Source organism: Xanthomonas sontii (genome assembly GCF_040529055.1).
Lineage (GTDB): Bacteria > Pseudomonadota > Gammaproteobacteria > Xanthomonadales > Xanthomonadaceae > Xanthomonas_A > Xanthomonas_A sontii.
In genome coordinates this window covers 3,848,151-3,865,263 of record NZ_CP132342.1, presented here as the reverse complement: position 1 = coordinate 3,865,263, position 17,113 = coordinate 3,848,151, and the positions used below count along the sequence as shown (strand labels likewise).

13 protein-coding genes are annotated in these 17,113 nt (G+C 69.6%); 6 read left to right on the top strand and 7 right to left on the bottom strand.

What is annotated here, in order from left to right; all coding sequences use genetic code 11:
* Positions 1-73: 73 nt before the first annotated feature.
* The 3 genes from RAB70_RS16275 (at position 74) to RAB70_RS16265 (ending at position 3,119) form a co-directional block, all read left to right on the top strand.
* Positions 74-1,222, top strand: a complete 1,149-nt coding sequence (locus RAB70_RS16275; protein WP_148829025.1) for a winged helix-turn-helix domain-containing protein — start codon at positions 74-76, stop codon at positions 1,220-1,222.
* A 317-nt stretch (positions 1,223-1,539) separates the two neighbouring features.
* Positions 1,540-2,514, top strand: a complete 975-nt coding sequence (locus tag RAB70_RS16270) for an XdhC/CoxI family protein (RefSeq protein WP_230979393.1) — start codon at positions 1,540-1,542, stop codon at positions 2,512-2,514.
* A complete protein-coding gene (locus tag RAB70_RS16265; protein WP_148829027.1) occupies positions 2,514-3,119 on the top strand; it encodes a nucleotidyltransferase family protein in 606 nt (201 codons plus the stop codon). Before RAB70_RS16270 ends, RAB70_RS16265 begins: the two co-directional genes overlap by 1 nt.
* Positions 3,120-3,386: 267 nt before the next feature.
* Here RAB70_RS16265 and RAB70_RS16260 read toward each other — a convergent pair whose 3' ends face one another.
* The 4 genes from RAB70_RS16260 to RAB70_RS16245 all read right to left on the bottom strand — a co-directional run bounded on the left by RAB70_RS16260 (position 3,387) and on the right by RAB70_RS16245 (position 10,158).
* Positions 3,387-5,582: a xanthine dehydrogenase family protein molybdopterin-binding subunit gene (locus tag RAB70_RS16260; RefSeq protein ID WP_148829028.1), complete on the bottom strand. Its 2,196-nt coding sequence runs from the start codon at positions 5,580-5,582 to the stop codon at positions 3,387-3,389.
* 22 nt (positions 5,583-5,604) lie between these two features.
* Positions 5,605-6,606 (bottom strand): xanthine dehydrogenase family protein subunit M, encoded by a 1,002-nt coding sequence (locus RAB70_RS16255; protein WP_148829029.1) that lies wholly within the window; start codon positions 6,604-6,606, stop codon positions 5,605-5,607.
* Positions 6,593-7,426, bottom strand: a complete 834-nt coding sequence (locus RAB70_RS16250; protein WP_148829030.1) for a 2Fe-2S iron-sulfur cluster-binding protein — start codon at positions 7,424-7,426, stop codon at positions 6,593-6,595. The genes RAB70_RS16255 and RAB70_RS16250 overlap by 14 nt, the downstream gene beginning before the upstream one ends.
* Positions 7,427-7,767: 341 nt before the next feature.
* Positions 7,768-10,158, bottom strand: a complete 2,391-nt coding sequence (locus RAB70_RS16245; RefSeq protein WP_148829031.1) for a TonB-dependent siderophore receptor — start codon at positions 10,156-10,158, stop codon at positions 7,768-7,770.
* 453 nt (positions 10,159-10,611) lie between these two features.
* Here RAB70_RS16245 and RAB70_RS16240 point away from each other — a divergent pair, with 453 nt between their 5' ends.
* Positions 10,612-10,944 carry a multidrug efflux SMR transporter gene (locus RAB70_RS16240; RefSeq protein WP_148829032.1) on the top strand — a complete coding sequence of 111 codons (333 nt, stop codon included), beginning with the start codon at positions 10,612-10,614 and terminating at the stop codon, positions 10,942-10,944.
* A 57-nt stretch (positions 10,945-11,001) separates the two neighbouring features.
* Here RAB70_RS16240 and RAB70_RS16235 read toward each other — a convergent pair whose 3' ends face one another.
* Positions 11,002-13,074, bottom strand: a complete 2,073-nt coding sequence (locus RAB70_RS16235) for a TonB-dependent receptor (RefSeq protein ID WP_148829033.1) — start codon at positions 13,072-13,074, stop codon at positions 11,002-11,004.
* A gap of 155 nt (positions 13,075-13,229) precedes the next feature.
* Here RAB70_RS16235 and RAB70_RS16230 point away from each other — a divergent pair, with 155 nt between their 5' ends.
* Together RAB70_RS16230 and RAB70_RS16225 are read left to right on the top strand one after the other, a co-directional pair.
* Positions 13,230-13,643: a MerC domain-containing protein gene (locus tag RAB70_RS16230; RefSeq protein ID WP_017907253.1), complete on the top strand. Its 414-nt coding sequence runs from the start codon at positions 13,230-13,232 to the stop codon at positions 13,641-13,643.
* A 111-nt stretch (positions 13,644-13,754) separates the two neighbouring features.
* Positions 13,755-13,940 carry a 30S ribosomal protein THX gene (locus tag RAB70_RS16225; protein ID WP_017911843.1) on the top strand — a complete coding sequence of 62 codons (186 nt, stop codon included), beginning with the start codon at positions 13,755-13,757 and terminating at the stop codon, positions 13,938-13,940.
* Between the two features lie 188 nt (positions 13,941-14,128).
* Here the strand turns inward: RAB70_RS16225 and RAB70_RS16220 are convergent, their stop codons facing one another.
* Both RAB70_RS16220 and RAB70_RS16215 read right to left on the bottom strand, forming a co-directional pair.
* A complete protein-coding gene (locus RAB70_RS16220) occupies positions 14,129-15,562 on the bottom strand; it encodes a chloride channel protein (RefSeq protein ID WP_148829034.1) in 1,434 nt (477 codons plus the stop codon).
* Positions 15,563-15,788: 226 nt separating this feature from the next.
* Positions 15,789-17,063 carry an ectonucleotide pyrophosphatase/phosphodiesterase gene (locus RAB70_RS16215; protein ID WP_148829035.1) on the bottom strand — a complete coding sequence of 425 codons (1,275 nt, stop codon included), beginning with the start codon at positions 17,061-17,063 and terminating at the stop codon, positions 15,789-15,791.
* Positions 17,064-17,113 lie beyond the last annotated feature (50 nt).

The window sequence follows — 17,113 nt, the reverse complement described above, 5'->3', positions numbered from 1 at the left end:
CCTGAGAACCGCGTTGCGCGTCCGGGGTTGCTATTCTGATCGGCGCTACCGCATTGCCAGGAAGGTCGTTCCGATGCGCACTCCCGTCGCTTCCGTCCCGCTCGCGCCCGACCGGGCGCGCGCGCTGTGGCTGCATGCGCAGCGCCTGACCACGCCGGCACCGTTCGGCAGCGGCGCCGAGGCCGTGCGGCAGGCCACCGCGCACCTGGGCTATGTGCAGATCGATACCATCCACGTGATCGCGCGCAGCCACCACCACGTGCTGTACACGCGCATTCCCGAGTACCGCGACCGGGATCTGGAACAGGCGCAGTCGCAGGACAGGTCGCTGTTCGAGTACTGGACCCATGCCTTGGCCTACGTGCCGGTCGCCGACTACCGCATGTACGTGGCGCAGATGGCGCGCCGGCGTGCACAGGCCGATGCCAGGGGCACGGTGGATGCGCAGGACTATGCGCGGCTGTTGCGGCGCATCCGCAGCGAGGGGCCGTTGTCGATCCGCGACATCGACGACGAGGTGCTGGTCGAGAAGACCCACCCCTGGGGTAGCCGCAAGCCGTCGCGGGCCGCGTTGCAGTACGGTTTCTTCAGCGGCGACCTGGTGGTCAGCCAGCGCAGCGGCATGCTCAAGACCTACGAATTGGCCACGCGGCATTTCGGCTGGCGGCAGCGGCCGCGTGCGGTCGGCGACGCGCAATATGCGCGTTACCTGCTGCAGCGAGCGTTGCGCGCGCAGAGCATCGTCGGTGTGGAGTCGATCTGCTATGGCGAGACCGCCGCCAAACCGGCGGTGCGAGCGTTGATCGCCGCGGAAGTGGCGCGCAAGCGCCTGATCCCGGTGCATCTGCAGGGCCAGGAAGGCATGGCCCTGTGGGCCGAGCCGGAGCTGCTGGACAGCACGCCGCCGCCGCCGGATCCGACGCGGGCGCAGTTGCTGTCGCCATTCGATCCGCTGGTGATCCAGCGCAAGCGCTTGCAGCAGTTCTTCGGCTACACCCACCGCTTCGAGGCCTACGTGCCGGCGCCGCAGCGGATACTGGGCTACTTCGCACTGCCGGTGCTGGTCGGCGACCGCATCGTCGCCGCGCTCGACCTGAAGATGGACCGTCGCGCTGGCCGTCTGCTGATCCAGCAATGGACCTGGCTGGAACCGCGGCGCCCGGCGCTGCAGGCGACGATCGACGCAGCATTGCAGCGGTTCGAACGCTTCCATCTGCTGTAGCCGGATGCTGCCGCCGCAAGGTATGGCTTGCGGCGGCACAACTCGCGCCAACGGCATCCGCGGCGCAGCGCCGGACTTCTAGATGGTGCCGCGCATCCCCGATCGCATGCATAGGCCGGTTGCTGCCTCCTTGCGCTGCCATCGCCGCGAACGCGACGCCCACACGCGGCGGCCAGGGTCACCTCGCGACCACAGGCTGCCGCTTAGGCTCGGGTTTCCCACGTTGCCTGTGCCGCCGCATGTCCGCTGCCCGACACTGTCTCCATGCTGCAATCGACGCCTGCCGCCGCGACACGCCCGCGGTCCTGGCCGTGGCGATGGCCCGCGAAGGCTCCACCTACGCGCATGCCGGGGCGATGGCCTTGTTCGGCCCCGATGGTGCGCAGCAGGGTTGGCTGAGCGGCGGTTGCCTGGAGCCGGAGATCGCGCGCTGTGCCGCGCAGGCCGCCGTCGCCGGCGTGCCGGTGTGGATGGAGATCGATACGCGCGAGGACGAAGACCTGCTGTCGGGTTCGTCCGCCGGTTGCCGGGGCCGCCTGCACCTGGCCTTGCTGCCGCTGCTCGCCTTGCCGGGCTTCGACGGGCTGGCCCAGGCCTGGCTGCAGGGGCGCGGTGGATTGACCTTGGCGCTGGAGGCCGACGGTCGCATCGCCGCCAGCGTGGCCGAGCAGGCGTTGCGGTGGTGCCTGCCTTGGCACACGCTGTCTGCGGCGCCGCCGCGCGTCGGCGAAGTGCAGGTGCCGCCGCCGCCGAGAGTCAGCGTCTTCGGTGCCGGCCCGGAAACCACCGTGTTGCTGCCGCTGCTGCGTCAATTGGGTTGGATGACGACCCTGGTCGAGCAGCGGCCGCGCTGGTCTGCGTTGGCGGCGCTGGCCGACCGCGCCCTGGCATGCACGCCGACCCGCGCCCTGGCCGACTGTGACGGCAGCGATGCGGCACTGGTGATGCACCACAATTTCGAACTGGATCGTGAAGCGCTGGACGCGCTGGCCAGTAGCGCGATCCCGTTCCTCGGCCTGCTGGGACCGGTGCGGCGGCGCGAGGACCTGTTCCGTTTGCTGAGTCCGACGCAACGCGCGCAGTTGTCGCCGCGCCTGCATTCGCCGATCGGGCTGCGCCTGGGAGGCAATGGCGCAGAAGCGATCGCGCTGAGCATCGCCGCGCAGTTGCAGGCCAGCCGGGCGAAGCCGCCGCGGCTGAGTGCGGTCGCGCAGGCGAGCGACAGGCCGCGGCGATCGCACCGCGATGCGCTGACGGCAGCGCCGCGATTGCTGGCCGAAGGTGCCAGGTGATGGCGCAGGCGCACGCCGCGCTGATCCTGGCCGCGGGCGGCAGCCGCCGCCTCGGCCGTCCCAAGCAGACGCTGACCAGCGACGGCGAGCCGCTGCTGCGCAAGGTCGTGCGCCTGGCGCTGTCCACGGCGCCGGCGCGTTGCGTGGTGGTGCTGGGTGCGCAGGCCGAGGCGCTGCACCCGCTGCTGGAGGGATTGCCGGTGGAATGCGTGCGCAATCCGGACTGGTCTACCGGCATGGGCGGCAGTCTGGACTGCCTGCGTGTGGCGGTAGGCGACGATGCCGCGATCACTCATAGCCTGGTGCTCGGTTGCGACCAGCCGGCGCTGGCAGCGGCGCATCTGCAGGATCTGCTGGCGGCGGCCGCGCGGGCGGCGTCCGGCTGCGCGGTGAGCGCCTACGCCGGCGTGCGCGGCATGCCGGCGGTGGTGGCGCAGCAGCGCTGGCGCACGCTGCCATTGGGCGGCGACCAGGGTTTGCGCGCGCTGTTCGCGACGCTGGCACCGGACAGCCTCGGCTGCATCGTCGCGCCGGCGTTGGCGCTGGACCTGGACACGCCGGAGGATGTGCAGGCGGCGGTGGCGAAAGGGTGGCTGGATCCATAGCGGTCGCCGCAGGGCGCGACGTAGCGATGGTTCCTGCAGGACTTGCTGCGGGATGCGATAGATGCGGCGAAGGCTTCCGTCAGACAACGGGCGACGTCGCATGGCGTCCTACTTTGCTCTTTGCAACGGAATGCCACCTCTGATGACTACGGAAGCGATGTCGCAGGAGCGGCTTCAGCCGCGACAGGCGCCATGGGTGACGTCTGTCGCGGCTGAAGCCGCTCCCACGAGGGATAGGGCGAACGGCGCAGCAAGCGGCGCTCGTGCTCAGCCGATCAACTTGTCCGGGGTGATCGGCAGGTCGCGGATGCGCTTGCCGGTGGCGTGGAATACCGCGTTGGCGATGGCAGCGGGAATGCCGACCATGCCCAGTTCGCCCATGCCCTTGACCCCGAGCGGGTTGACGATGGTGTCGTCCTCTTCGACGAACATGGTCTGGATCTCGTGCACGTCGGCGTTGACCGGCACGTGATAGTCGGCCAGCGAGGCGTTGAGCATGCGCCCGTAGCGATGGTCGATCTCGGTGCCTTCGCTGAGCGCCATGCCGATGCCCATCACCACGCCGCCGATTTCCTGGCTGTGCGAGGTCAGCGGATTCATGATCTTGCCGCAGGCGGTGGCTTCGATGACCCGCGTCACCTGCACCATGCCGGTGTCCGGATCGACCTTGACCTCGATGAACTGCGCGCCGTGCGCGGCGGTGGCGTACTGCTTGCGCTCTGCCGAGGGCTTGGATTCGTGCACCACCTCCAGCTCCTGCAGGCCGTGCTGGCGCATCAGCTTGGCCACGTCCAGGCCAGCCTCGGACTTGCCGGTCGGGCGTAGCTGGCCATCGACCAGTTCTACCGCATCCACGTCCAGCCCGCTGAATGCGGCCTGCCCATCCTGTCTGGCCAGTTCCAGCAGCTTGCCGCGGATCTCGCGCGCCGCGCCGTGGATCGCGCTGCCGACGCTGGCGGTGGTCCACGAGCCGCCCTGCGCCGGCGCCTTCGGCAGGCGCGTGTCGCCCAGTTCGAACTGCACGCGCTTGGCGTCGATGCCCAGATACTCGGCGGCGATCAGGGTCATCACCGTGTAGGTGCCGGGGCCGATATCGGAAGTGGCACTGCCGACCCGAGCGCTGCCGTCGGCCCTCAGTACCACCCGTGCCAGCGCGGGCATCTGCATCGACGCCCAGGTGCCGGTAGCCATGCCCCAGCCGACCAGCAGGCGCCCGTCGCGCATGGAGCGCGGCTCGGGCGTGCGCTTGCTCCAGCCGAAGGTCTCGGCGGCGAGCGCGTAGCATTCGCGCAGCGCCTTGCTCGAGAACGGCTTGCCGCTCTCCGGATCGGTCTCGGCGTAGTTGGCCAGGCGCAGTTCCAGCGGGTCCATCTTCAGCGCATAGGCCAGTTCGTCCATCGCGCACTCGATGCCGAACATCTGGCTGATGGTGCCGGGCGCGCGCATCGCCTGCGGCGTCGGCAGGTCGGTCTCCACCACCTCGAAGCGATCCTCCACGTTGGGGCAGGCGTACAGCGAGCGCGCGTTGCGGAAGAAGGCCTCGTTGAACGCCTCGATGCGCGAGGTGTTGAGCACGTGCCGGTAGCGGATCGCCTGCAGCGTGCCTGCGGCGTCGGCGCCCAGCCCCAGTTCCACGCGGTAATAGGGGCGGTAGCCATGGCCGCTGAACATCTGCCGCCGGGTGTAGACGATCTTCACTGGCAGGCCGACCGCCTTGGACACCGCGCCGAGCAGGAAGGTGTAGTAGTTGGGGCGCAGGCAGGAGCCGAACGCGCCGCCGACGAACAGCGAGACCACGTTGACCTTGTCCACCGGAATGCCGAAGTAGCCGGCCAGCTGTTCGCGGTCTTGGTAGACGTTCTGGCTCTTGTTGACCACGGTCAGGGTGTCGCCGATCCAGTAGCCGATGCCGCCGTGCGGCTCCATCGGGTTGTGGTGCTCGACCGGCATCGTGTACGCGGCCTCCAGCTTCACCGGCGCGGCGGCGAACGCAGCAGCCGGGTTGCCGCGCGGCTTCGGCGAGTCTTCCGGGGTCGGATCGTGCGCCTGATCGAGCAGTGCGTCGAAATCGGTGTGTGCGGTTTCTGTGGCGTAGTCCACCTGGATCAGTCGCGACGCGTGCCGCGCCTGCTCGAAGGTGCTGGCGACCACCACGGCGATCGGTTGCGCATTGAAATGGATGCGGTCGTCGACCAGGGCACGGAACGACAGATCCTCGCCCTTCTTCTTGACCGCGTCGGAGACCGGCTTGATCGCATTGAGATGGGTCAGCACCTTGATCACGCCCGGCGCGGCTTCGGCGGCGCGGGTGTCGATGCGCACGATGTGGCCCTTGGCGATGGTGCTGGTCAGGATGTAGCCGTGGACCAGATGCGGGATCTGGAACTCCGCCGCATAGCGCGCCTTGCCGGTGACCTTGGCGTAGCCGTCGACGCGGCGCATTTCCTTGCCGATGTAGTTCATTGCCGGTTCTCCGGTTGGCCGCTCACGCGGCGTCGCTGCCGCTGGCGCGGTGCAGGGCGCGGATCATCGCGTGCGTGCCCATCGGGATCTTGTAGGCGTTGTGCGCCAGCGGCCGCGCCGCGGCCATCTCGGCCTGCGCGGCGGCGGCGAAAGCGGTCTCGCCGACATGCTGCCCGACCAGCGCACGTTCGGCGGCGCGTGCGCGCCAGGGTTTGTGCGCCACCCCGCCCATGGCGATGCGCGCGTCGCGGATGCGCCCGTCCGGTTCCAGTGTCAGCGCCGCGGCCACCGAGATCAGTGCGAATGCGTAGCTGGCCCGGTCGCGTACCTTCAGATAGTGGCTGTGCGCGGCGAAGCTCTGCGCCGGCAGGGTGATGGACTCGATCAGTTCGCCATGCGCGAGCTGGTTGTCGACATCGGCGCGCGCCTCGGGCAGCAGGTGGAATTCGGGGAACGGGATCTCGCGCTGGGTGCCGGCCGGCGTACGCACCTGCACCGTCGCGTCCAGCGCGGCCAGCGCCACGCACATGTCCGACGGATGCACCGCCACGCAATGCGCGCTGTGGCCGAAGATCGCGTGGGTGCGGTTGAGCCCCTCGCGCGCGCCGCAACCGCTGCCGGGTTCGCGCTTGTTGCAGGGCAGGGCGGTGTCGTAGAAGTAGCCGCAGCGCGTGCGCTGCAGCAGGTTGCCGCCGTTGCTGGCCATGTTGCGCAGTTGCATCGTGGCCCCGGCCAGGATCGCCTGGCTCAGCAACGGATAGCGTTGACGCACCAGCGGATGGTTGGCGGTCTGCGTGTTGTTGGCGAGCGCGCCCAGGCGCAGGCCGCCGTCGGCGGTTTCGGCGATCTCGGCCAGGCCCTTGAGCCGGGTCAGGTCGACGATCTCGTCGGCACCGGTCACCCCTTCCTTCATCAGGTCGAGCAGGTTGGTGCCGCCGCCGAGGAAGCGCGCGTTCGGGTTGGCGGCGACACGGCGCACCGCGTCCTCCGGCGAGGTCGCGCGCTGGTACTTAAACGGCGTCATCGGCCACCTCCTTCGCCATCTTCAGGGCGGTCAGTTCGGACTGGTCGACATAGCGCCAGGTCAGCGGCCGCGGCGCGCCGCCGCTGTGCACGTCCTGGATCGCGGCGACGATCTTCGGGTAGGCGCCGCAGCGGCAGATGTTGCCGCTCATGCGCTCGCGCACCTCGGCGTCGCTGAGTTCGGTGACCGGCCGGCTGACGTCGGCGCTGACGTGGCTGGCATCGCCTCGCTTGATCTCGTTCAACAAGGCCACCGCCGAGCAGATCTGCCCAGGCGTGCAGTAGCCGCACTGGAACCCGTCGTGCTGTACGAACGCGGCCTGCATCGGATGCAGTCGCTCGCCGTCGGCCAGGCCCTCGATGGTGGTGATCTGGGTGTCTTCTGCCTGTGCCGCCAGGGTCAGGCAGGACAGCCGGCGCTCGCCATCGACGATCACCGTGCAGGCACCGCACTGGCCGTGGTCGCAGCCCTTCTTGGTGCCGGTCAGCGCCAGGTGTTCGCGCAGCACGTCCAGCAGCGTGGTCCGTGGATCCAGCTGCAGGGCATGGCGCTGACCGTTGACCTCCAGCACCACGGGCAAGGCGTTCTGCGGCGGCGCGGCCTTGGCGACTGGTGCGGCAAATGCGGCCTCGCTGAAGAGGATCTGTCCGCCCGCGCTGCTCAGGCCGGCGGCCGAGAGCAGGGCGAGGAATTCGCGACGGGAGAGGCCGTTGATGCCGAGCCGGCGCGCGAGCGCGGCTTCGTCCTCGCTCAGCGGGGTGTCGCGCGCGCTGTCGGCGGCGCCGGACGCGTCATCGGTACGGTGGGGCTCATGCTGCATCGGTCTCTCCTGCCTGGGGACCGCTACCGCGCGCGCCGGGGCGCAGCAGGGAGCGAGTCGACCTGGGTAGCAGCGCCATCGCGACGCCGACGTGCGGGCACGCATCGGCACCCGAGCGCGAGCATCGCGGCGGGACCGCGAAGGGACTGCGAAGAGAACGCGAAGGGAGGGTGTCGGGGCAGTGATACGGACGGGTGGCCGTACTGGATCGGGATGCGCGTGCATGCGCTCCTGCAGATGCCATCGCCGCCACGACAGGCGCGCGATTGCGCCTGTCATGGTCGGCGCCACGCGACGCCGGTGCAGCGATGGCGTCGCGTGCGTCTGCGATGCGGCAGGCGCTACCAGCGATACGCCACCGATGCCTGATACTGGCGGCCGGCGATCGGGCGGCCCATGAACACGCCGCCGGTGGCCGCGCCGGGCACGCGGACATTGCCTTCTGTCAGGCCCAGCGTGTCGGTCACGTTGCTGCCGCTGACGGTGAACTCCCAGTGCTCGCCGCTGTGCAGGCTGGCACCGACGTCGAGCATGTCGTAGGACGGCAGGCGCTGGCTGTTGGCCAGGTCGGCGTAGCGTTCGCCGATGTAGGAATAGGTCGCGAACACGCGCAGGTCGCCGAACGGCAGCATCCAGTAGTAGCTCGGGGTCAGCCGGAACTGGCGCTTGGGCTGGCGCATGACCTGGTTGCCGGTGTATTCGCGGTAGTTGCGGTACTTGGCGTCCAGCCACACCCCCGTCCCGGCCAGTTCGAAGCCGCCGAACGGGCGGATCGCGCCTTCCACCTCCAGGCCGTAGGCGCGCGAATCGCCGACCGTGGTGAAGTTGCTGCCGTTGGCCAGGAAGGCCTGGAACGGCGAATTCCTGAAGGTGTTGTAGAACGCGGTGAGGTACAGATCGTAGTTGGTCGCACCCGACTTCAACCCCAGTTCGTATTGCCGGATGTCCTGCACCTTGGTCTGCCCGTCGCGCAGATTGTCGAAGCCGGGAAACTTGACCCCGGAATTGACCCGCGCGAACACGCTGTTGTGCGCGTCGAGCTTGACGTTCAGGCCGGCGGTCCACGACAGCGCGTTGTCGTCCTGGTCGATGTGTCGCGCGCTCGGCAGCGAGATCGAAGTGGCATTGTCGTACAGCGTGGCCGGATTGCCGTCCAGGTCCACCGTGGCGGTGTCGTGCACGGTGCCGGTGACGTGCTGGCGTTCGTAGCGCACGCCCAGGTCCAGGCGCAGGCGCTCGTCCAGTTCCCATTCGTCGGCGACGAACACCACGGCGTTCTCGCCCTCGTAATGCGCGCGCAGCGCCAGGAAGGCGGTGCTGGTGAAGCCGTCGCGCGTCGGCTGGCGGCCGTCGTCCAGGGTCACGTCGATGCGCCGCGCATGGTTCTGCGCGGTCAGCAGCATGGTATTGCCGAGGTACCAGGTGTCGTTGGAGGTGTACCTGGCGTAATAGCTGCCCACGGTCAGCGTATTGCCGGCGAACAGCGCGCGGCTCAGGCGCAGGTCGTTGGTGAAGGAGTTCAGGCGCTTGTCCACCGACCACCAGCCGGCCTCCAGCACTTGTTGGTCCGGATCGACCGCGCCGCCGCCGTTGGTGTAGCGCGCGCTGCCGGTGCTGCCATAGCCGGCGATGAAGTCGCCCAGTCGCTGCGGCGCGTCACCGGTGAACAGCGCATAGGTCGGTGCGGTGCCGCCCATCACGTTGAAACGGTCGGCGACGGTCCAGTCGCCCACCTCCCAGTTCAGTTCGCCGCCGAACACGTCGATGTTGACGCCGCGGCCGTCGCCCAGATCGCGCCGGATGGTCTGGCCGTTGGGGCCGACCGGCAGGGTGACGTTGCGGAAGTCGTCGCTCAGCAGCGTGCCGTGCTGCGCGTCGAGGCCGGGAAAGCTGGACAGGTCGCTGCCGTTGTTGCGCGACAGCAACGGGATCGCGGTGTAGAAGGCGTTGTTGTCGTCGGTATGGCGCGCATAGAACGACAGTTCGCCGCTGTCCCAGCGCTTGCTCAGGGTGGCGCTGAACTGGCCGCCCTTGTCGGCGGGGAACTGCGGATCGCGCACGCCATCGGTCTCGCGGAAGAAGCCGCCGATGCTGTAGTACCAGCCGTTGCCCATCGGCCCGCTGTCGAACAGATCGATGCGGCGCAGGGCATCGCTGCCGCCGGTGAGGCGTACGCTGCCTTCCGGCTCGTCCTGGCCCTTCTTCTGGATGAAGTTGACGGTGATGCCGGCCTGGCCGTTGGAGAAGATCGGGCTGGAACCGCCGCGCAGCACTTCCATGCGTTCGATGGTGTCGTCGGTGCGGAACAGCGTGGAGTTTTCCAGGAACGACAGGGTCGGCGGCGGGAACAGCGGTGCGCCATCGAGCTGGAAGGTGACGAACGGCGCATCGCCTTCCGACGGCATGCCGCGCACGAAGATGTTGGCGCCGGTGCCGCCGCCGCTGGGCTCGGCCCACACGCCCGGCACGATCTTCAGCAGGTCGGCGCTGCTCTGCGGCACCGCCTGCTGGATCTGTTCGGGTGTGGCGGTGGTGATCGAGAAGCTGGCGTCGCGCTTGCGCAGGCCGCTGAAGCGCGCAGTGCCGCTGACGACCACGGTATCCAGGGTGGTGGCATCGGGTTGCGTTGCCGGCGCAGCGGGTGCGTCGGCGGTCTGCGCCAGCGCGGGGGGCGCGAGCAGGGCGGCGGCGATGGACAGGGGCAGCAGATGACGAAGCGGCGCAAGATGCATGAAGAATCTCTCCTTTCTTCATTCGGAACGATCGGCCGGGACACGGCACGCGCGTGCAGCGCGCGGCCGCGTCGCATCGGCCGGTACGGCGCGAAGCAGGGGGCGACGCGCGGCGCCCTTTGTAACGCCATCGGGCGATCGGACCGTTGTGCAGCGCGGTACAGGCCGCGTTTGCGTGACAGGTTGCCCAGGCAGGTCGCCTTGCACCGCAACCTATGGCGTGCGCTGCGCAGGGCGGCGTCGCTTCGGTTGGTCATGCGTGTGGGCATGCGTGGCGTCGCAGGAGGGACGCAGCCGTGCCAGAGACGATCCCGGAACGCCGATCGCGGTCGATTTCCAGAAGGGCACAACGCGCCGCTCCTGCGCAGCGTGCATCCGGGGCAAGGGCCGTCGCCATCGTCGCCACGCGCCGCTTGCTATCGTGGCGCGCTGCGCGTCCAGGAGTGTCCTGCAATGAAGAACTGGCTGTTCCTGCTGGTGGCCATCCTCGCCGAGGTGGTCGCGACCTCGGCGCTGAAGGCCAGCGAGGGCTTCACCCGGCTGTGGCCGACGCTGCTGGCACTGTGCGGCTATGGCATCGCCTTCTATCTGCTGTCGCTGACCCTGCGCAGCGTGCCGGTGGGCGTGGCCTATGCGCTCTGGTCGGGCATCGGCATCGTGTTGATCTCGCTGCTGGCGTGGTGGCGGTTCGGCCAGGCGCTGGACCCGCCGGCGATCGTCGGCATGGCGCTGATCGTCGCCGGCGTGGTGGTGATCAACATGTTCTCGCGCAGCGCGCCGCATTAGCGAAAAAAAAGAGGCCGCCCGAAGGCGGCCTCGTCACGCTGCAGCGAAGCTGCCCGATCAGAAGAACAGACGCACGCCGAACGAGGCGCTGCGGCCGGGCAGCATGACGTCGTCCTTGAGGAACGAGGTATGCACGCGCGCATCCTGATTGGTCAGGTTGTTGCCGTCCAGGAACACTTCCCAGGCGGTGCTGCCGGCATCGACGTGATAGGCCAGATGCGCATCGACCAGGGTGTAGCCGGCGGTCGGGGTCTCGTTGACCGCCACCTTGTCCTGCTTCTGGTAGCGGGTCGCGCCCAGCGCGGCGCGCCAGTTGCTCACGTCCCAGCGCAGCTGCGCGCCGTAGCGCGCCGGCGCGATGCGCGGCAGGTTGCCGCCGTCCTTCAGGCGTGCGCGCACGGTGTCGCCGAACACGCGCAGGTCCCAGGCGCCGCTGTCGTTGTTGGCCAGGTGGAAGGTGGCCTCGCCCTCGAAACCATGGAACACCGCATCGGCCTGGGTCCACTGGCGGATCGGCAGGAAATCGTTGTCCTCCTCGTGGAACCACTGGCCGCCGGTGTCGACGATATAGATGAAGTCGTCGTAGCGGTTGTAGTAGCCGGCCACCTTGGCGTCGACCCAGTCGTTCTTGAAGATCAGGCCCAGTTCGGCCTGGTTGGCCTTCTCGGTCTTCAGGTCGGGGTTGCCGATCTCGTAGGCGAGGGTGGCGATGTGCGGTCCGTTGGCGAACAGTTCTTCTTCGGCCGGGGCGCGCTCGGCGTGGTCGAGGTTGGCGGTCAGACGCCACTGCTCGTTGAAGCGGAAGCCGCCGCTCAGCGACAGGCTCTTCGGGGTGAAGTCGCGGTCCACGCCGGTGTCGGTCTCGTACTTGGTCCTGTCCACGCGCGCGCCGACCTCGGCCTGCACGCGGTCCCAGGTGTTGCGCGCCAGCGCGAACACGCCGATGGCGCGGGTGTCGGTCTTCGGCACGAAGGCTTCTTCGCCGGTGGCCTGGAAGGTCGAGTCGCTGCCCTGCACGCCGACCGCGGTCTGCCAGCCGCCGCCCAGGCCGAAGGAGGCCTCCACGCGGCCTTCGTTGGCGCGCTTGTCGAACTTGGTGCCCACTTCCGCGCCTTCGAACTCGGTATGGGTGTAGGCGGTGTGGCCGAAGCTGTAGCGCAGTGCGCTGCCGTCGCCCCACGGGTCGTTCAGCGCACCCTTGAGCTCGAAACGGTCCTGGTGCAGCTGCAGCGACACGCCGCGCTCGCCGGCGGCCGGATCGCCGGGCTCGCCGGGGTTGCCGTAGTTGTCGCGGAAGCGCGAGATCGACACGCCGACGAAGCCCCAGTCGCCGGCCAGCGAACTGCCGATCGAGCCGACCTTGGACTTGACGAACGAGTTGAGCTGCGGGCCCTGCGGCGTGTCGTAGTCCTTCAGGTTGCGGTACACGCCGTCGGCATGGATCGACAGGCCGCTGCCGTTGCCGGCATCGACGCGGAACATGTCGGTGTTGCCGCTCTTGTCGCCGCCTTCCCAGCGCGCTTCGGCACGACCGTGCACGCCGTCGACCGGGGTCTCGGCGATGCGCCCGTCGACCACGTTGACCACGCCGCCGATGGCGCCGGAGCCGTACAGCAGGGTGGACGGGCCCTTCAGCACTTCGATCTGGTCGGCCAAGAACGGCTCAACGGCAGGCGAATGATCCTGGCTGACCGTGGACACGTCCTGCGAGGACAGGCCGTCGTTGAGCACCGCCACGCGCGGGCCGTCGAGGCCGCGGATGATCGGCCGGCCCACGCCGGGGCCGAAGTTGGAGCTCTGCACGCCCGGCAGGCTGGCCACGGTCTCGCCGATGCTGGCGCCGCGGTTCTCGTCCAGGCGCTCGCCGGCCAGCACGTCCACCGGCTGGCTCAGCGCACCGGCAGCATCGCGCAGCGGGCTGGCGGTGACCACCACCTGGTCCATGTCCTTCACGTGCCGGTCCTGCCTGTGGCCTGCGCCGTGGCGGCTGTCGCTGGCCGGCGGCGTGGCGTCGGTCGCGGTCGTCGCGGTGGTCGGGTCGGCGGCCAGGGCCAGCGACGGGCTCAGCAGGCCAAGCAGGGCCAGGGACAGGGCGGAACGGCGGAGCAGGACGGGACGGGGAGAGGGCATGGGCATTCCATTAGGAGGGACAGTCGGGGGCGACGTGCGCGCTGCCGGCACCGCACAGCGGCGGTGGACGGTCGGGGAAGGGGCGCGGGACGCGCTGGTCGCCGGCGGCCGAATGTTATATTATTCCGTAACACTTTCAACCCGTGCCGACCGTCATGTCCTCATCGTTCGATCTGCGCGCCGCGCTCGACCGCCTCGGCGCCACCGGTTCGCTGCTGTGCGCGGTGCATTGCGCGGTGTTGCCGCTGGCGCTGGCGGTGCTGCCGTCGCTGGGTCTGGCGATGTGGCTGGGCGAGGGCGTGGAGCGCACCCTGGTCCTGTTCGTGACTTGCCTGGGCCTGTTCAGTCTGGTGCTTGGGTATCGCCGGCACCGCGTGTGGCAGGCGCTGGGATTGCTCATCCTCGGCTTGCTGGCCCTATGGGCCGGGCTGCTGGTGCCGGCGCTGCATCATGCGGTGGCGCCGCACGCGGCGATCATGACCTTCGGCGGCACCCTGGTCGGCCTGGCGCACCTGCTCAACCTGCGCTTGAACCACGGCCACGTGCACGACGCAAGCTGCGCCCATTGAGCGCACGTGGTAGGCTTGCCGCCCTTGCGCGAGGGCGCTGACCGCGTTGGCCTCGCCAAACCCCGTGCATCTCGCGGGGGTTTTCGCAAACACATTCAGGAGTCGATGAGCATGGGTAAGGGTGACCGCAAGACCGCCAAGGGCAAGCGCTACAACGCCAGCTACGGCAATTCGCGCTCGCACAGCGTGAGCAAGGTGGCCGTGGGCGCTGCATCGCCGGCCGCGAAGAAGTCGGTGGTCAAGGCGCCGGCGGTGAAGAAGGCCGTGGCCAAGAAGACGGTCGCCAAGGCCGGCTGAGCCAGCCACCGGTTGCGACGAAGAACGCGGCGCTTGCGCCGCGTTTTTTTATGCCTGGCGTCCATGCCTGGCGGTCGCCGTGAGGCGGAGAGAGATGGCCCTGCAGCGAGGAGGGTGGAGCGGGAAGCGCACTCCCCGGTCGTTCGTTCGTCGCTCAGGACACGCGGTCGCTCGGGGCGAGCCGCCGCTCAGTGCGGACGCGGCGCGCTGGGGCCGTCGTCGCGGTCGTCGTGGTCGCTGCCGGCCAGGTCGGCCACCAGCGAGGTCGGCGTTTCCTCTTCCGCGGGCGGCGTGGGCGCCGGCGGTGGCGCCACCAGCAACAGTTCGGCCAGGCCGCGGTAGATCGGCGTGCGGCAGACCAGCGCCGAAGCGCCGCGGGCGATCAGCACCGTCGCCAGGATCGGCAGCAGCATGTCGCTGCTGTCGGTGAGTTCCAGCGAGATCACCGCCGAGGTCAGCGGCGCCTGGGTCACCCCGGTGAGATAGGCGCACATGCCCAGCAGCACGAAGATGCGCGGGTCCACGCCCGGCATCAGCACGGCCAGGTTGTGGCCGAGTCCTGCGCCGACCGCCAGGGCCGGCGAGAACAGGCCGCCGGGGATGCCGGCCACGTAGGACACCAGGTTCGCCAGCAGCTTCATCAGGCCGAATTCATGGCCGACGCTGGCGTGCCCCTGCACCAGGCTGCGCGCCTGCTCGTAGCCGGTGCCGAACGCGCCGGCGCCGAAGATCAGGCCCAGCAGCACCAGCGCCAGACCGCACAGTGCGGCCAGCAGCACCGGCTGGCGCCGGCGCAGCTCGCCCAGCCAGCGCGGCTTGCCGGCGACGGTGAGCAGCACCATGCGCGCGAAGGCGCCGCCGAGCAGGCCGGCGACCACGCCGCACAGCAGGATCGCCAGCCACGCCTTGCCCAGCGGCAGGCCGGCGGTGGCGACCCGGCCGAAGTAGGTGTAGTCGCCGAGCAGGCCCAGCGAAATCACGCCGCCGACGATCACTGCCGTCAGCAAGGTGCCGGAGAAGTGGTGCTCGAAGCGTCCGCTCAGTTCCTCGATGGCGAACACCACGCCGGCCAGCGGCGTGTTGAACGCCGCGGCGATGCCGGCGGCGCCGCCGGCCAGCAGGAAATGGCTGGCCTGGCGCGCATCGCGAAAGCCGAACCAGCGCCCGAACACGTACATCAGGCTGGCGCCGACATGCACGGTGGGGCCTTCGCGGCCGATCGAGGCGCCGCCGAACAGGGCCATGGTGGTCAGCATCAGCTTGCCCGCGGACACGCGCAGCGACAGGTTGGCCTGGCGGAAGCCGTCGTCGGGACGTTCCAGCGCGGCGATCACCTGCGGGATGCCGCTGCCGCGGGTGGGGCGCAGCGCGCCGTTGGTCAGCCAGGCCAGCAGGGCGAACACGCTCGGGGTCAGCAGCAGCGCCCACCACGGCGAATGCGCGGTGATGCGCTGGAACACGTGGAAGGCGGCGTCGCTGGCCTTGGCGAAGACGATGGAGACCAGGGCCACCGCCACCGCGCCGCCCCACAGCACGGCGCGCTGCTTCCAGCTCTCCTGCGAGATCAGCGGGCGCAGACGATGGCGCAGGCGCGGCGGTTGCGCGGAGTCGGGCGAATGCATGCCGCCATTGTCGCACGCGTTGCCATGGGCGGGCGTCGCCGGGGCGCGACCGTTGTCGTGGCGCTCAGGGCGTGTCACCCATTCCCGAGTATGCCGCGCGCCTGCCAGACCCAACCCGAAGGGCCGCGCTTGCGCGCGCCCGTGGTCGCGTCATCGCGCGGGCGTGGACGCTTGCCACAGGCACGCGCAATCGTGGCGCGGCATGCTCGGGGAGTGGTGGCCCGCCTTAGCGCAGCGCCGGCAGCAGCGCCTGCGGATCGCCGTCGTTGGGGGCGGCGGGAATGCCGAGCAGGCGGGTCAGCAGCGGGTAGACGTCGACGTTGTTGATCGGCGCCAGGGTGACGCCCTGGCGGAACGCCGGGCCGCGGGCGACGAACACCGCGCGCATCGACTTCAGTGCCGGGTCGTAGCCGTGGGAGCCGCGCAGACTGCGCGGCTTCTCGGCGATGCGCGCACGCGGCAGCGCATCCCAGCCCTCGTGCATCTGGCACACGATCGGCGGGATGCGCGGATTGCTGCCGTAGTGCCAGCGCGCCGGCAGTTCGCCCTTGCGCCAGCAGTCGTACTGCGGATGCGCGCCGAGCAGGCGCGCCTCGGCCGCGGCCTCCTGGCCCGGGCGCGGAACGATGCCCACCGACTGCCCGTAGCTGATCACCGTGACCTGTTGCGGCGGGACCATCTCCTCGACCGCCAGCACCTGCTTGGGCGGCACCGCGGCCATGCCGTGGTCGGAGACCAGCACCAGGTTGATCCGGTCCAGTTCGCCGCGCTGCGCCAGGCCGTCGAGCAGATGTCCGATCGCCGCATCGATCCTGGCGACGGCCTGCGCGTATTCGCGCGACTCCGGGCCATGCTCGTGGCCGGCTTCGTCCACCTGTTCGAAGTACAGGGTCAGCAGCTGCGGACGCGGCGCGCTGGGATCGTCGAGCCAGCCCAGCACCTGGTCGACCCGCGCGTTCGGCGGCATGTCCGCGTCGAAGGCCTGGCGGCGGCTGGGGCGCACGCCCTGGATGGCCGCCTCGCTGCCCGGCCAGGCCCACGTCGCCGCGTGCAGGCCGGCCTTCTCGACGCCGACCCAGATCGGCTCGCCACCCCACCAGCGGCCATCGCTGACCGCGGCGCGATCGCTGAGCTGGAACGTGCCCAGCAGCGGATCCTGCATGCTGTTGTGGACGATGCCGTGATGGTCCGGGCGCAGGCCGGTGGCGATGGTGTAGTGGTTGGGGAAGGTCAGCGACGGATAGGAGGGCGTCATCCACTGCGCGCGCACGCCGTCGTGGACCATGCGGCTCAGGTTCGGGGTGATGCCGCGATCGAGCATGTCCGCGCGCAGGCCGTCGATCGAGATCAGCAGCACCGGCGTGGGCAGCCTCGCCGGTGCGGCGGTGCTGGGTGCGGCGGCCGCGGCGGCCGCGTGCGGCGACGTGGAGGGGGTGGAGGCGCAGGCACCGAGCAGCAGGGTGGCGCAGACGAGCGTGGAACGCAGGACGGAGGACATCATCGCGGCATCATAAGGCGCGGACGGTGACGTGGCGAAGACAGCGCCTGCGG

Coding starts and splice junctions, on each gene's coding strand:
- RAB70_RS16240 (WP_148829032.1), top strand. CDS start 10,612: ATGAAGAACTGGCTGTTCCTGCTGGTGGCCATCCTCGCCGAGGTGGTC.
- RAB70_RS16250 (WP_148829030.1), bottom strand. CDS start 7,426: ATGCAGCATGAGCCCCACCGTACCGATGACGCGTCCGGCGCCGCCGAC.
- RAB70_RS16235 (WP_148829033.1), bottom strand. CDS start 13,074: ATGCCCTCTCCCCGTCCCGTCCTGCTCCGCCGTTCCGCCCTGTCCCTG.
- RAB70_RS16220 (WP_148829034.1), bottom strand. CDS start 15,562: ATGCATTCGCCCGACTCCGCGCAACCGCCGCGCCTGCGCCATCGTCTG.
- RAB70_RS16225 (WP_017911843.1), top strand. CDS start 13,755: ATGGGTAAGGGTGACCGCAAGACCGCCAAGGGCAAGCGCTACAACGCC.
- RAB70_RS16215 (WP_148829035.1), bottom strand. CDS start 17,063: ATGATGTCCTCCGTCCTGCGTTCCACGCTCGTCTGCGCCACCCTGCTG.
- RAB70_RS16245 (WP_148829031.1), bottom strand. CDS start 10,158: ATGCATCTTGCGCCGCTTCGTCATCTGCTGCCCCTGTCCATCGCCGCC.
- RAB70_RS16260 (WP_148829028.1), bottom strand. CDS start 5,582: ATGAACTACATCGGCAAGGAAATGCGCCGCGTCGACGGCTACGCCAAG.
- RAB70_RS16255 (WP_148829029.1), bottom strand. CDS start 6,606: ATGACGCCGTTTAAGTACCAGCGCGCGACCTCGCCGGAGGACGCGGTG.
- RAB70_RS16275 (WP_148829025.1), top strand. CDS start 74: ATGCGCACTCCCGTCGCTTCCGTCCCGCTCGCGCCCGACCGGGCGCGC.
- RAB70_RS16265 (WP_148829027.1), top strand. CDS start 2,514: ATGGCGCAGGCGCACGCCGCGCTGATCCTGGCCGCGGGCGGCAGCCGC.
- RAB70_RS16230 (WP_017907253.1), top strand. CDS start 13,230: ATGTCCTCATCGTTCGATCTGCGCGCCGCGCTCGACCGCCTCGGCGCC.
- RAB70_RS16270 (WP_230979393.1), top strand. CDS start 1,540: ATGGCCCGCGAAGGCTCCACCTACGCGCATGCCGGGGCGATGGCCTTG.